Here is a 14,959-nt window from a genome sequence, read left to right on the forward strand (position 1 = left end):
CGGCCCTGCACACGCCCATCGCCCACCATGAGATCCCCCATCAGCATCGTCGACGTCGACCGCCTCGACTCCTGGAGCAAATACAAGCCCGGCATGTGCGACAGCTGTGCGGCCAACTGCTGCACCATGCCGCTGGAGGTGCAGCTGCCCGATCTGGTGCGGCTGGAGCTGGTGGATCCGTTCGAGGTGGACAACGTGGAGCCCAAGCTCATCGCCAAGCGGTTGATGAAGATGCGCTTGATCGACCACTACAACCCCAAGCACAACATCTTCACCATGGCGCGGCGCGCCAGCGGGGACTGCAATTTTCTGGATGCCAAGTCGCGGCGCTGCACGGTCTACGACAAGCGGCCCGAAACCTGTCGCCTGCACCCCAAGAAGGGGCCCAAGCCCGGCTTTTGCGCCTACGGTCACAAGGACCGCTGAAACGGCTTCAGGCCGTGGGCAACCCGGGCAGCCAGATCCTTGCCTGCAGGCCCGGATGCATGTTCTCGAAGCCCAGCTTGCCGCCGTGCAGCTGCACGATGGCCAGCACGCTGGCCAGGCCCAGGCCGTAGCCTTCGCGGTCCGATTCGGCGCGGTAAAAACGGGTGCTCATCTTCTCGCGCGTCTGCGCGTCCACGCCGGGGCCGCGGTCCTGCACGATGATTTCCACGCCCCATGCGCCGCCGTCCATGCCGTGTTCGTGGGCCACGCCCGCGCGCAGCAGCATGTCGGCGCCGTGGTCGCTGTCGGGCAGTGATCCGTACTTGATGGCGTTGTCCACGAGGTTGGCCACGGCGCTGGCCAGCAGGTCGCCGTCGCCCAGCGCCATGGGCGTGCCCTCGACCTCCAGGCGCAGCACGCCGCCTGCGTCCTCGACCAGCGGTTCGTAGAACTCCACCACGTCGACCAGCAGGGCACGCAGGTCCACGGGCGCGAAGTTCTTGCGGCTGGCGCCGCTTTCCACTTCGGCAATCTGCAGCAGCTTGTCGAAGACCACGCCCAGTTCGGCCACTTCCTGGGCCACCAGCGCCAGCGTCTCGTTCTTTTCCTCGGGCGTGGCCTGCTGGGCATTGCGCAGGCGCAGCAGGATGCGCGTCAGCGGCGTGCGCAGGTTGTGGGCGATGGTGTTGGAGACATGGCGTATGCCGTCCATCAGCAGTTCCAGCCGGTCCAGCATGGTGTTGATGTCGCGGTTGAGCAGCGTGAACTCATCGTCGCGGCGCGTGACCGGAATGCGCTGGCGCAGGTCGCCCGTGGCCACGCGCGCCATGGTGCTGCGGATGTCGGCGGCACGCTCTTCCACCACGCGCCGGAAGGCCCCGGCGCCCAGTACGGCCATGCCCAGGGCCACCAGGCCGGCCAGCAGGCTGGCGCGGCCGAACAGCTCCTCCACATCGCTTTGCACCTGCATGTCGCTGCCCACGGCCAGCAGCTTGCCGTCGGACAGCTGGGCCACGGCCACGCGGCCCGCGATGATGCGGCCGTTGCGCCGCACCTTGAGATCGCGCACGCCCATCTCCGTCAGGCGGCGTGCGGGCACCACGTCGGCGTTGCCGATGATGGGATTGCCGTCGCCATCCATGAGGATGAGGATTTCGGTATCGGTGTTGACGCCGTCCAGCAGGGTCTGCTGGATCTCGGCCTCCAGCGCGGGCTCGCCGTACTTGTCGCGGTGCTCGACCAGGCGGCGCATGTGGTTCTCGGCCTGCCGGTCCATGCGCATGCGCAGCACGCCCACGGTCTGCACGTAGAACACCGACAGCACGATGGACATGGTCAGCACCAGCAGCACGCCGTAGGTCAGCGCCAGCCGGAAGGCCGTGGAGCTCCAGGGCTTGGCCAGCGACATGGGATCAGGCCACCTGCGGCAGGTCCTGCGGCCGGTCCGACAGGCTGTAGCCCACGCCGCGCACGGTGTGGATCAGCGCAGGCTCGAAGCCCTTGTCCACCTTGCCGCGCAGGCGGCTGATGTGCACGTCGATGACATTGGTCTGCGGGTCGAACCGGTAGTCCCACACCGACTCCAGCAGCATGGTGCGCGTGACGATCTGGTGCGCGTGCTGCATCAGAAAGGCCAGCAGGCGGAACTCGCGCGGCTGCAGCGCCAGCGGCTGGCCCGCGCGCTCGGCGCTGCGCGTGAGCAGGTTCAGCCGCAGGTCGGCCAGGCGCATCTCGCGCGCGGGGGCCGGGATCTGGGCGCGGCGCACCAGGGCCTCCAGGCGTGCCGAGAGTTCGGAGAAGGCAAAGGGCTTGGTCAGGTAGTCGTCGCAGCCGGCCTTGAGGCCGCGCACGCGCTCGTCCGTGGCCGACAGGGCGCTGAGCACCAGCACCGGCGTCTGCTTGCCCATGGAGCGCAGCGTCTGCAGGATCTGCAGGCCGTCGAAGCCGTTGGGCAGCATGCGGTCGAGGATGATCACATCCCAGCTCTCGCCCACGGCCATGGCGATGCCCTGCACACCATCGCTGCACACCGCCACCTGCGCGCCCTGCTGGCGCAGGCCTTCGGCGATGTAGCGCGCGTTCAGCGCGTCGTCTTCGATGATGAGATAGCGGTACATGCGGGCGGCAGGGCCTGACTCGAAACTGAGGCAGACACTATACGGCGCGCCAGACTCCGCCGAGATCGGTGGGGATGCCGGCATGTTGACCACCTCTTTCCAGCTAGGGGCAGGGCCGCGCGGCATCCCAGAGCACCGCGCCGCATGAAACCGTCAGGGCGCTGCCCACATCGGCAGATCGCCGCTGGCCACGCGCACCTGCCACTCGGCCAGCATCATTTCCTTGACCAGGTCCAGGTGCTCCAGGCGGTGCTCGTTGATCGATCCCAGCGAATCGATCAGCTCCAGGATGGAGCCCTGGCCCAGCTTGTAGGCGTCCTGGGCCATCTGGTTGAGCGGCGCGATCTGCGCCAGGCCCTGCTTTTCGTAGGCGCGCACGGCATCGCGGCGCAGCTTCAGCTGCCTGATGGCGCGCTGCAGCTCGGTACGCGCCTCGATCAGCGCGGCGTCGTAGCGCAGCTGGGCCTGCTCGGCCTCCACCTGGGCACGCGCGATGGGGCCTTCGCGGCGATCGAACAGCGGCAGCTCCACCGACACGCCGATCTGGTTGTAGTTGCCGTCCAGCCGGTTGCGCACCCGCGCCACGCTGATGCTGGGCGTGGGCAGGGCTTCGCGGCGTTCCAGCTCGACCTTGTGGCGCAGCTGGTCCAGCTCGGCCTGGGCGGCCACCAGGGCCGGCAGGCGCAGGCGCGCGGCCTCCCAAAGTTCCTGCTCGTGCAGCAGCTGGGCCACGGGAACGGCCTGCAGGCTGCCCGTGGCGCGCGGTGCCCACTGGGGCAGGGCGGCCAGGGCGGCGGCGTGCGAGGCGGCATCCTGCCAGTCCGACTGGGCCTGGCTGACCTGCATGGCCATCTGGGCCTGCTGCAGGCTCAGGCGCGCGCCGTCATAGCGGCTGCGCGCACCGGCCTCGATCTGTCCGCGCACGATATTGCCCGCGCTGTTCAGGGCCTCCTGCGCCTCTTGCCAGACCTGCAGGCGCTGCTGCGTCATCAACAGATCAATGAAGGCCGTGGCTGCATCGTTGAGCGTGGTGGCCACGGCCACCTCGACATTGGCGCGCGCCGCCGTCTCGCCCTTGCGCGCGTTCTCCATGCGCAGGCGCCGCTGGCCGAAAATGGGCAGCGGCTGCTCTATGCCCCACTGCTTCTCGCCCGGCTTGCTGCTGTACGACGCCGAAGGATTGGGAAACGCCGCCGCCGTGCGGCTGTCCGCCTGCGCAATCCCGATCTGCAGCCGCTGCGCAGCCAGCTGGGGCTGGTTGCGCACCACCATCTGCAGATACTCCTGCATCCCCACCGGCTGCTGCGGCGCAGCCGCCGGAGCCACCTCGGAGGCAGGCGCCGCAGTGATGGCCGGCACAGCCGCCCCGCCCGGTACAGCGGGCACAGCGGGTACAGCCTGCTGCGCAAGCGCAGAACCCGCCCCCCAGCATAGCGCCACAGCCACAAACAGGGCCCGATAACGGGCGCTGCCTGCAAAACCGGCGCGACCAAAAGCCAGGGACGCCGAGCAAGAGCCGCCTCGCGGCGAGGGCGTCGTCCCCCCCGCGAAGCGAGAGGGGGAAGCGGCGAAGCCGCTCAGGGGGCTATCACTCTTTTTCATCGAGTTCTTCCTGCGTCAACATGTTCTTGGGGCCCAGCAGCGCATAGAGCACGGGCAGCAGCACCAGGGCCACCAGGGGCAGCACCACCATGCCGCCCACGATCACGGAGGCGAAGGGCTTTTGCGTCTCGCTGCCCACGCCCGTGGACAGCGCCATGGGCAGCAGGCCCAGCAGCGCCAGCAGCGCCACGAGCACGATGGAGCGCATGCGCTCGGCAGCGCCCTCGACCAGGGCCTGCATCATGGGCATGCCTTGCCGTCGCAGCTCCTCCACGGCCGAGATCACCAGCAGCCCGGCCAGCGCCACCTGCCCCAGCAAGGCAATGAAGCCGATGGCCGCGCTGATGGACAGCTCGATGCCCGCCAAGTGCAGGGCCGCGATGCCGCCCACCATGGTGAAGGGCGCGCACAGCAAGATGATGCCGGCGCTGCGCGCCTGGCCCAGCGCGCCGAACAGCAGGGCGTAGACGATGATCAGCGACAGCGGCACCACGATCTTCAGGCGCGCGGCCGCGCGCTGCTGGTTCTCCCACTCGCCGCCCCAGACGGCCTGGTAGCCCTCGGGGATCTTCACGTTCTTCTTGAACGTGGCCAGCGTGTCCTTGACCACGGAGCCGATGTCGCGGCCTTCCACGTTGAACTTGAGCGCCATGTAGCGCGCATTGCCTTCGCGGAAGATGGAGGAGTTGCCGATCTTGATGGCCACCTGGCCCACGGAGTGCAGCGGCACCGAGCCGCCCGCAGCGCCATTGGGCAGGGGGATGGCGATGTTGCGGATGCGTTCCTCGTCCATGCGGTCCACGTAGGGCAGGCGCACGCGCACGGGCACGGGGTACTCGCCTTCCCACAGCGTGGTGGAGATGTTGCCGGCCAGCGCGGCCTCCAGCGTCTTTTGCGCGGTCTCCATGGCAATGCCCTGGCGCGCCAGCGCCTGGCGGTCGAACTCCACGTGCACCTGGGGCGCAGGCGCATCGCGGTACAGGCCCAGGTCGACCACGCCGTCGATGTCCTTCACCAGGTCCACGGTCTGCTGCAGGATGGAGCGCAGCTGCGGAATGTCGGGGCCGAAGACCTTGAGCACCACCTGGCCGCGCGCGCCGGACGTCGATTCCTCCACGCTGTCGCGGATGGGCTGGGCGAAGTTGAACGACACGCCCGGAATCTCGCTGAGCGTGGCGCGCATCTGCTCGATGAGCTGGGGCTTGGTCAGGCCCTTGCGCCATTCGCCGTGGCCCTTCAGGCGCACCAGCACCTTGGCCAGGTTCAGCGTCTCGTTGTCGGTGCCGGACTCGGGACGGCCCTGCTCGGTGGTGACGGTGATGACCTCGGGGAAGGTCTTCAGGCGCAGGCGCACGTCGCGCAGCACTTCCTGGCCCTTTTCCAGCGAGATCGATGCCGGCATCTGCACCAGCACGTAGGCGTCGCCTTCATCGAGCTCGGGCAGGAATTCCGTGCCCAGCCAGGCCGCCGACAGGCCGGCCGCCACCAGGATGGCCAGCGAGGCGACCACCACCATGACACGGCGCCGCCCGGCGCCCAGCAGGCTGCCGATCCAGTGCTGGTAGCCGTGGTGCGCGCGGTCGAAGATCTTGGGCTCTTCCACCATCACGTGCTGGGGCTTGAGGAACAGCGCGCACAGCGCCGGCACCAGGCCCATGGCGAAGACCAGGGCACCCAGCAGCGCGAAGCTGTAGGTCATGGCCAGCGGACGGAAGATGCGGCCCTCGATGCTTTCCAGCGAGAACACGGGGATCAGCGCCGCGATCACGATGGCCATGGCGAACAGCGTGGGCTTGGCCACGGCCACGGCCGAGTCGATGATGATGTGGCGCATGTCCGCCTGCGTCTGCGGCTTGCGCAGGCGGGCGTTGCGGATGATGTTCTCGGCCAGCACCACGGCGCCGTCCACCATGATGCCGAAGTCGATGGCGCCCATGGAGATCAGGTTGGCCGGCATGCCCAGCAGGTGCAGGCCGATGAAGGCCACCAGCAGCGACAGCGGGATCACCGTGGCCACGATCAGCGAGCCGCGCAGGCTGCGCAGGAACAGCCACAGCACGCCCACGATCAGCGTGGCGCCGAACAGCAGGTTGTGCTGCACCGTGCCCAGCGTGTGGCCGACCAGGTCGGAGCGGTCGTAGTTGGTCTCCATGTGCATGCCCTCGGGCAGGCCGCCGTCATTGAGCGCGGCCACCTTGGCATGGATCTGGTCCAGCACCACCGAGGGGTTCTCGCCGCGCTTGAGCAGCACGATGCCCTGGACCACGTCGTCGGCATCGTCCATGCCCACCGAGCCCTGGCGCGGCGTGTGCGACTGCACCACGCGCGCCACGTCGCCAATGGTCACGGGCGCGCTGCCGCGCATGGCCACGACCACGCCCTGGATCTCCTGCGGCGTGCGCAGCAGGCCGATGCCGCGGATGATCAGCGACTGCTCGCCGCGGCGCATCAGGCCGCCGCCCACGTTGCGGTTGGACTTGGACAGGGCATCGCTCACGTCTTCCAGCGACAGGCCCAGCGCATACAGCTTCTCGGGATCGACCTCGACGTGGTACTCCTTGACGAAGCCGCCGATGCTGACCACGTCGGCCACGCCCTGCACCTGCTTGAGCACGCGCACCACGCGCCATTCCTGCTCGGTGCGCAGCTGCGCCAGCGTGTGGCGGTCGCTCTTCAAGCGGTAGTAGAAGATCTTGCCCAGCGGCGTGTAGTCGGGCGCCATCTCGGGCGTGACGCCGTCGGGCAGATTGGCCTGGGGCAGGCGCTGCGACACCTCGGCGCGCGCATGGAAGCTGTCGGCCTCGTCATTGAAGACGAGGTTGATCATGGCCAGGCCGAAGTAGCTCTCCGAGCGCAGCGACACCAGGCCCGGCGTGCCGTTGAGCTCGCGCTCCAGCGGCTGGGTGATCTGGCGCTCCACCTCTTCGGGGGCCAGGCCCGGCGCCTGGGCAATCACGCCCACCTGCACATTGGTCACATCGGGATAGGCCTCGATGGCCGTGTGCAGGTACGAATACACGCCATAGATGGCGATGATCAGGGTGGCGCACAGGGCGACGAGCCGCCGGTGCACCACAAACGCTATCAGGGAACGCAGCATTGATGGGACTCCTTGCCGCGATCAGAGCAGCTGGCTGGCTGCGCCGTCGAGCAGCAGGCCACCGCGCACGACGATCTTCTCACCCGACTTCAGGCCCGACACCACGGGCACCATGCCGCGCGAGGGCCGGCCCAGCACCACGGTGCGGGCCTCGAACTGCAGCTCGCCGGTCTGCACGAAGACGATGCTGCGGCTTTCATCCTTGATGAGCACGGCCGTCACGGGGATCAGCATCTCGTGCTCGTTGGAGACCTGCAGGCCCACGCGCGCCTGCATGCCGGAACGCAGCACGGGGTTTTGCGCATCGAGCTGCACGATGACGGAGGCGCGGCGCGATTCCTTGTCCAGCGTGGCGCCCAGGTGGCGCACCGTGCCGGTCAGGGGCTTGGGCAGCTGCGGCACATCGACCTGCACGGCACTGCCCAGGCGGATGCCGGGCAGATCGCTTTCAAAGACATCAGCCACCACGTTCATGGCGGAGGGATCGCCGATCAGGAACAGCTCGCCGCTGGGCTCGACCGAGGCGCCGACCACGGCCTTGCGCTCGGCCACCACGCCGGCGCGCGGCGCACGCAGCACCAGCCGGTCGCCGCCGCCTTGCCCCAGCAGCGCCGACGTGCCCTGGGCACGCGCCAGCTCCTGGGCCGACTCGCGCAGCTTGGCCTGGGCCGCGCGCAGATCCACCTCCACGCCCACGCCCTTGTCCACCATGGTCTGCTGGCGCCGCACTTCCACGGTGGCCACGTCATGCGCGCTGCGGGCAGCTTCCACTTCGTAGCGCACGCGCAGCGCCTCGGGGCTGACCAGGGTGGCCAGCTCGTCGCCGGCCTTGACGATGTCGCCCACGTGGGCACGCACGGACACCACGCGCGCGGCCAGCGGCACCGAGACGGTGGCCACGCGGTCCTCGGCAAAGGTCACGCGCGCCGGCGCCCAGGCCATCTGCGTGCCCTGCGGATCGGCCACCGCGGCGATGTCCAGCATCTTCAGCGACTCGGGCTTGACCCGCACCACGCCGGCCGGCGCGGGCGCCTGCGCGGCAGGCTCGTTCTGTGCCGATGCCTTGGATGCATCGCAGCCCGCCACAAGGCAGGCCACGGCGATGACGGCGCATGCCGAGGCCGCCGGAAACCGGGCTGCCGTGGGCAGGCCCGCAAGTGTCTTGATCATTCTTGCCCCTTCAATCCATGCCTGGAGCGCAGGGACTGCAGCGAGCCGACCCTTGTCTCCTGAGATGAAACAGATGCTAGAAAACGCATCTTCCGGCGTGCGTGAAGCCTTCATTACCGTTTGGTAAGGCACTCGCATGCCCTGGGCTCGCCCCCGGGACCTGTCCCCGGCGGGGATGGTCTGTGCCTTTGCCGGACTTTTGCGAGATCCGGCGCGGTCCGCGGCGCACAGCCTGCGCGGTCCCGGACCTGCCGCCTGGCGTGTGACCCAGGCCAGGCCGCAGTGGCGGCAGACCTGTGGATATCCCAGGGAAAAATGCGCCCTGCAAAGCCAGAGATCTGCACAGGCCCTGTTTTCCACAGTGGTGACAACTTCCACCACCTTCTGCAAATTGCAGCAAACCTGAATCCGCGAAAAATTCGTTGCAAATCAACGATGAATTGCGACAATCACTCCATCAATCCACAGGCATGCCAACAGCATGCACACAAGATTGACCACAGGCCGCACACCCTGGCAGCTGTGGGCAAGACTGTGGATGCAGCCACGCGCACAGCCATCAACGGCCATGGGAACAATCCAGGAACAGCCGGTGGACAGATGCCCATCCCGGCCACCGATACCCACCTGTACGCACATGCGATTGGCGGGTGCAGTGATCCATATGACGTGCAGCTTGTAGGCTGTACGGCATACGAAAAACGCGCTTTGTGCGCTGTATTCCATAAGATTTCGCATCTTATTTAATACATATCACTGTACGAATCCTTATAAACAGACGGACCAAAGTGATCCATCTGGTCGAAATACGCCGAAATGCATGAAAAAAAATGGGCTGACCAAGCCCTGAAATCCTTCGATGACGTGGTCGGAGCCATCCCGGGGTTCCGAAATCGTGAGGGGCAGCGAAAAATGGCAGCCCAGGTCGCGCAGACCTTGAGCCAGGCCCAGCTGGGAAAAATCGATGAGGGCGCGCCGGAGCCCACCCGGTCCATTGCCGTGGTGCAGGCCGGAACGGGGGTGGGCAAATCGCTGGCGTACAGCATTCCCGCCATTTCAATGGCGCTGGCGCGCGGCACCCGGGTGCTGATTTCCACGGCCACCGTGGCGCTGCAGGAACAGCTGGTGAACAAGGATCTGCCCGCGCTGGCCCAGCAGCTGGAGCAGCCTTTCAAGTTCGCGCTGGCCAAGGGCCGGGGCCGCTTTGTCTGCAAACTGAAGCTGGAGCGGCTAGCCAGCACTGGCGAGGCCCAGGACGAGGATCTGGACGATCTGTTCGCCGAGGAAAAGGCCCAGGCCCAAAGCCGCGTGGCACGCCCGGCCCTGGAGCTGGAGGCGCGCATGCAGTTCTACAAAAGCATGGCCAACGCGCTGGCCAGCCAGGCCTGGGACGGCGACCGCGACTCGCTGGAAACCCCGCCCGAGGCCGAGGCCTGGAGCCCCGTGGCGGCCGAATCCTCGTCCTGCACGGGCAAGCACTGCCCGGCCTTCAGCAACTGCGTCTACTACGAGCGCCGCAAGGACCTGGTGGCCGCCCAGGTCATCGTGGCCAACCACGATCTGCTGCTGTCCTCCCTGGGCGCGCGGCTGCTGCCCGAGCTGGACAACTGCCTTCTGGTGCTGGACGAAGCCCACCATCTGCCCGCCACGGCGCTGGGCCAGTTCGCCGGCGAGATGGACCTGAGCCGCCTGGGCTGGATAGACAAGCTGACCAGCCGCGCCCTGCGCGTGAATACCCTGGTCGAAGTGGAGGAACTGGCCGACCTGCCCAGCCATGCAAGCCAGCTGCGCCAGCAGCTGCAGGAACTGGCGCGCCTAGTGATGGAGCTGTACGGAGATACGCTCAAGTCACAAAAGGACAGCTGGGGGCCGGCCCGGGTGCGCGTGCCGCGCGGCATGCTGCCCGAGCCCCTGCTGGAGCCGCTGGGCAGGGCGGCCCACCATGCCAACAGCTTTCTGGACGCGCTGCGCGCCATCTCCAAGGCGCTGCGCGCCGCCATCAAGGACAATCCAGAGGAAGCACGCAGGCTGTCTACAGCTTATGCACAGGTTGGCGCACTGGCACCCCGCCTGGAATCCGTCTATGACACGGCCCAGTTGCTGATGCAGCAGCCGGCGCAGGATGACGACAGTAGCCGCGTACCCAATGCCAAATGGTTCACGTTGGAGACAGATGGCGAGTACATCGTGGTCAAGGCCCATGCCAGCCCCATCCTGCCCGGAGCCACGCTGCGCCACCATCTGTGGTCCCAGGTGCGCGGCGCGGTGCTCACGTCGGCCACCCTGACCAGCTGTGGACAATTCGACTTCTTTTTGCGCGAGGCAGGCCTGCACGACGATGCGGCCGTGACCACGCTGGAAGTGCCCAGCCCCTTCGACTACGCGCGCCAGGGCACCCTGGTGGCGCGCGAGACCGTGGCCGACCCCAAGGAGGCCGCCCGCTTCACCCAGGAGATGGTGGACGCGCTGCTGGGCGACCTGTCCCACGTGCAGGCCGGCGCCCTGGTGCTGTTCACCTCGCGCGAGCAGATGCGCCTGGCGGTGGATGCGCTGTCCACGGCCATGCGCTCGCAGGTGCTGGTGCAGACGGCCATGCCCCGCGCCCTGCTGCTGGCACGCCACCGCGATGCCGTGGAGATGGGCGAGCCCTCCATCATCTTCGGCATGCAGTCCTTCGGGGAGGGACTGGACCTGCCCGGCGCACTGTGCGAGTCCCTGTTCATCACCAAGCTGCCCTTTGCCCCGCCCGACGACCCCGTGGGCGAGGCCCGCGCCGAATGGCTGCGCAGCAGCGGCCGCAACCCCTTCAACGAACTCGTGGTGCCGGCCACGGCGATACGGCTGGCCCAGTGGGTGGGCCGCGCCATCCGCACCGAGGAAGACCAGGCCCATGTCTACTGCTATGACCGGCGCCTGGTGAACACCAGCTATGGCCAGCAGCTGCTCAAGGGCCTGCCGCCCTTTGCCCTGCAGCGCCGCCCGGCACGCTGAGACGAAAGCTGTGGAAAGAACGGGGAAACCAGCCCCTGTCCGTTTCCTCCACCTTCCCCCATCCACACAAGCCCTTGATTTCAGGCAATTTTCCTGAAAACCATCCTCCCTATTGCCCACAGGCCATTTGCACACAGCCTGTGGGCAACTTCACTCCACGGGATCCGTTCATGCATGCGGCGCCCGGCAACAGGTTCAAAGGACCTGCACGACCTCGCAGGCCACACCTGCCGACCACCCCCGTAGATCACGGCCCACAGGCCATCAGGCGGCCCCAGGAAGCGCTTTGGCGCCCCTGCAGGGGTCCTGGCATCTGCCTGGTGTTTGCGCTGTCTGCGGGCCGTTGGAGAGACGGCCTGATTCCCATCCTTTCTCCCTGCAGTGCTGCAGCCATCACTTTTCGTGATTGCCCTTGCCAGTGCTGGATCAACTGCTCCTGATTCGGATGCACAGGCCGCTTGCAGGGTCCAGATCAAGGATTGAATTTTTTTGAATGAACAACGGCGGCCTCTGGCGTGTCCGCATGTGCCCGTGCGAGAGACGCCGTTTCCTCGAAGTTTTCCCTGGTTGTTCACAGCCTGGCGTGAAAAAGGCCGTCGTTCACCTGCATGCCAACCGGGTGACGGGTGACGTCTTGTCTTCATGAGCAAGGCCATCGCCCAGGAGTCTTGCGGATTTTTTGCAGACAGGCGCGCCAATTTCGCTGGAGCGCAGTCCTTCTTTGCACATGCCTGGCTCCAGCCAAGCTCACGCGTCTGTTTTTTTGGCAAACCTGGCTGCCTTGGCATCCCGGCGTGACTTCGCCTTTGGTTGTTCTTTGATCTTCTTATAAAGAATAGTCGTAGTAGTAGAGGCATGATATCTCTGTGGATAACTGCCATTACCTTAAAAAAAACAAGGATCTAGCGTACTGAAAAACATGTGGTCAACGCCCTGTTCCCGGTGTCTTGCCAACGGGGATAGATTGCATGTCACGGATTTTTCTGTGGATAACTTGAAAGTTGATCATCTTCTATCCACAGTTTTGCATGACAGGCTTTTTTTGTGATGTTTTCTCGTAAGTTATTGATTTAAAAGAAATTTAAGCGTTTACCAGTCAGAAGGCAGACCTGTGATGCATGGATGAACACAGGGTCTGACCATGCTGTGATCTGTTGACAAGCAGCTTTTCCTGGGCAAGGGGGCTGCTTTTTTTATCCAGATCTGCGTTCGTGCTGTGAAAAACTGAGCTCGGCTGTTATTCCTATTTCTTCTATTTTTTAATTAGTAGTAGTAGTAAGTGAATCGCTTAATTGTTGATAACTGATTTTTCACATGGAAAATCAATAAGTTACGAGTATGCAAACCCTGTGGTGGATGCTGCCTTGCAGCTGCACCCGTTTTGGGAACAACTTTCCGCGATGCATCCATCCTGTGAATAAGCATGGATTTACAAGGTTTTTATACCCAGGTTTTTCCACAGGCCTGCAGCGGGCAAAAAAAAGACCACCTCGCGGGTGGTCGGGGCTGGGCTGCAGCGATGGTCAGAAATGGTGGGCGTAGCGCAGCTGCAGGAAGTTTTCGCCGGGGTTGGGCTTCTTGATGCCAGCGTTGGAATGGTGCTCCAGCCTCAGCACCAGTTCATGCTGGCCTTGGTTGCCAAACAGGTAGCCCACGCCGATATGGGTGGCGAAGTTGTAGCGGGTCGGGAATTCCTTCTCGTCCGTGACGTAGCGCCGGTTCAGTGCCCAGCTCAGACCCACGCCGGTTTCTGCAAACCAGGGCGACTGTCCGTTGCTGCCACGCCAGCGCAGCGTGGGATTGATGCCCACCACCCAGGTGCTGCGGTGGCTGCCTTCCAGGGGGGCGGACCATCGCGCGCCCCAGATATCCCAGTAGCCGCTGAGCTGGCCGCCCCACAGCGCATGGCGCCAGTTGCGCCAGGGCACGGTAACGCCCAGGGTCCAGCTGTCGGCGCTGCGCTCGGCCGCGCCATATTGCAGGTACAGGGAAGGGGTGGATTCCGGCGCCAAGGATTGCGCCTGGGTCGCCATCGGCAGGACAGCGCCTGCGCAGGCCAGCATCACGGTCGCTGCCAGGCGTGCTGGCGGATGGATGCGTGCCTTGGCGAGGCGCTGGTAGCTGGATGGCGTCGTTTGAATGATTTTGAGGGCCATGATCTTCTCCGGGGGCGGCACACGTTGCTGTGCCTGTAGCACTCTAGGGAGGCTGGTGAAGACCGGGGCGTCAGCAAAAAAGCCCTTGCACTGTCGGTCGCCCGACAAGGCGTCCGTGCAAGGGCTGGCTCAAGCAATCCGGCTGCCCGCCGGTGGCAGGCAGGCCAGGCTGGCGCTTACTGGGCAGGTGCCGGGGCAGGGCGGGCCTGGCCGCTCTTGTGGTCATGGCGCGGGCCGTGGTCCATGCCGTGGTGGCCGGGGTGGCCCTTGTGCAGCGTGGCGGCATCGAAGGTCTTTTGCTGGCTGGCATCCAGCTGGGCGTAGAAGGCCTTGGTGGCTTCGCCGCGGCGATCGGCATCGGCCGCGCGCTGGGCGCGCATTTCACGCATCTTGTCGATGCGCTGGGGCGTGGTCAGCTTGGCGAAGTCCTCGCGCTCCATGCGCTGGGGACGCTCGCCGGGCTTGAAGGTGGCCGCATAGGTGTTCCATGCGGTCTCCTGGGCCGGCGTGAGCTTGAGGTCGGCCTTGAGCTTGGCGATGCGCTGCTGCATGTGCTCGCGGCGCTCGCCGGGCTTGTGCATGGGACGTTCGGGCTTGGGCGTGGTGGCTGCAGCCGGTGCTGCCGGCGCGGCGGTCTGGGCGTACGAGGGCAGGGCGAACGAGGCCAGCAAGGCGGTGGCAGCTGCGGCGCTGGCGAGGGTGCGGCGGAAGGTGGTGGTCATTCCAAAATCCTTTCTGGAGAGGGTGACTGAAGGCCGCCGTCAAGGCACTTGGCGGGCCCTGTGCAGCGGATGGTTGAAGTGTGGTCGTCCGATGTATCGGGGCCGTGTGGTTTTGCGCAGGGCTTGTAAAGAATTGACAAGCTTGTGCAGCGCTGTCCGGCGCCAGGCATGCACAATGGCCGGGCGGGGCGCCAAGGCATGGCGCCCCTGCTGTTTTTTCAGTTTTCTCCCTCTGGATGGAGGCGGCGCAGCCCGGTGTTGCACACCCTCTTGCGGCACGGCCGCAGTCCGTCCGAGCAAAGGTTCGCTATGTTCAAAAACATGATCGTCTATCGCATTGCCGAGAGCTGGCAGGGCGATTTGCAGCAGCTTGAAGAAGCCCTGGGCAAGAGCCCGTTTGCCGAGTGCGGCGCCACGCAGGAGCGCAGCGCCGGCTGGGTGCCGCCGCGCGGCGAGCCCCATGGCCCGCTGGCCGAGTCCGTGGCCAATCAGTGGGTGATGCGCTTCATGACCGAGGCCAAGATGCTGCCGGCCAGCGTGCTCAACCGCCGTGTCAACGAGAAGGCCGCCCACATCGAGGCCACCGAAGGCCGCAAGCCCGGCAAGAAGGAAAAGAAGGAACTCAAGGACGAGGCCAAGCTGGACCTGCTGCCCATGGCCTTCACCAAGCAGGGC

General features: G+C 65.9%; 10 protein-coding genes. 3 read left to right on the plus strand and 7 right to left on the minus strand.

Going from position 1 to position 14,959, the window contains the following annotated elements:
* The first annotated feature begins 27 nt into the window (after positions 1-27).
* A complete protein-coding gene (locus tag ACF8NF_RS13725; RefSeq protein ID WP_013799932.1) occupies positions 28-426 on the plus strand; it encodes a YkgJ family cysteine cluster protein in 399 nt (132 codons plus the stop codon).
* Positions 427-433: 7 nt separating this feature from the next.
* Here ACF8NF_RS13725 and ACF8NF_RS13730 read toward each other — a convergent pair whose 3' ends face one another.
* From ACF8NF_RS13730 to ACF8NF_RS13750, 5 genes are all read right to left on the minus strand, one after another.
* Positions 434-1,834 (minus strand): HAMP domain-containing sensor histidine kinase, encoded by a 1,401-nt coding sequence (locus ACF8NF_RS13730; RefSeq protein WP_013799933.1) that lies wholly within the window; start codon positions 1,832-1,834, stop codon positions 434-436.
* 4 nt (positions 1,835-1,838) lie between these two features.
* The gene (locus ACF8NF_RS13735; protein ID WP_017407046.1) at positions 1,839-2,543 is read right to left on the minus strand and encodes a response regulator transcription factor; all 705 of its coding nucleotides are present in this window, start codon (positions 2,541-2,543) and stop codon (positions 1,839-1,841) included.
* Positions 2,544-2,696: 153 nt separating this feature from the next.
* Positions 2,697-3,833, minus strand: coding sequence for a TolC family protein (locus ACF8NF_RS13740; RefSeq protein ID WP_392450723.1), 1,137 nt, complete (start codon positions 3,831-3,833; stop codon positions 2,697-2,699).
* Positions 3,834-4,131: 298 nt separating this feature from the next.
* Positions 4,132-7,245, minus strand: a complete 3,114-nt coding sequence (locus tag ACF8NF_RS13745) for an efflux RND transporter permease subunit (protein ID WP_016447267.1) — start codon at positions 7,243-7,245, stop codon at positions 4,132-4,134.
* A gap of 21 nt (positions 7,246-7,266) precedes the next feature.
* Positions 7,267-8,415 carry an efflux RND transporter periplasmic adaptor subunit gene (locus tag ACF8NF_RS13750; protein WP_016447268.1) on the minus strand — a complete coding sequence of 383 codons (1,149 nt, stop codon included), beginning with the start codon at positions 8,413-8,415 and terminating at the stop codon, positions 7,267-7,269.
* 816 nt (positions 8,416-9,231) lie between these two features.
* Here ACF8NF_RS13750 and dinG point away from each other — a divergent pair.
* On the plus strand, positions 9,232-11,406 hold the full coding sequence (gene dinG / locus ACF8NF_RS13755; RefSeq protein ID WP_083281183.1) for an ATP-dependent DNA helicase DinG: 2,175 nt from the start codon (positions 9,232-9,234) through the stop codon (positions 11,404-11,406).
* Positions 11,407-12,929: 1,523 nt separating this feature from the next.
* Here dinG and ACF8NF_RS13760 read toward each other — a convergent pair.
* Both ACF8NF_RS13760 and ACF8NF_RS13765 read right to left on the minus strand, forming a co-directional pair.
* The gene (locus tag ACF8NF_RS13760) at positions 12,930-13,562 is read right to left on the minus strand and encodes an acyloxyacyl hydrolase (RefSeq protein ID WP_046984862.1); all 633 of its coding nucleotides are present in this window, start codon (positions 13,560-13,562) and stop codon (positions 12,930-12,932) included.
* Positions 13,563-13,738: 176 nt separating this feature from the next.
* The gene (locus ACF8NF_RS13765) at positions 13,739-14,284 is read right to left on the minus strand and encodes a Spy/CpxP family protein refolding chaperone (RefSeq protein WP_065344976.1); all 546 of its coding nucleotides are present in this window, start codon (positions 14,282-14,284) and stop codon (positions 13,739-13,741) included.
* 309 nt (positions 14,285-14,593) lie between these two features.
* On the opposite strand from ACF8NF_RS13765, the gene rdgC reads away from it, so the two are divergent.
* Positions 14,594-14,959: recombination-associated protein RdgC (gene rdgC / locus ACF8NF_RS13770; RefSeq protein WP_392450724.1), on the plus strand; the 366-nt coding region annotated here is incomplete at its 3' end.

This window comes from Delftia sp. WSY_22 (genome assembly GCF_043104185.1).
In the GTDB taxonomy this organism is placed as follows: Bacteria; Pseudomonadota; Gammaproteobacteria; order Burkholderiales; family Burkholderiaceae_C; genus Comamonas; species Comamonas tsuruhatensis.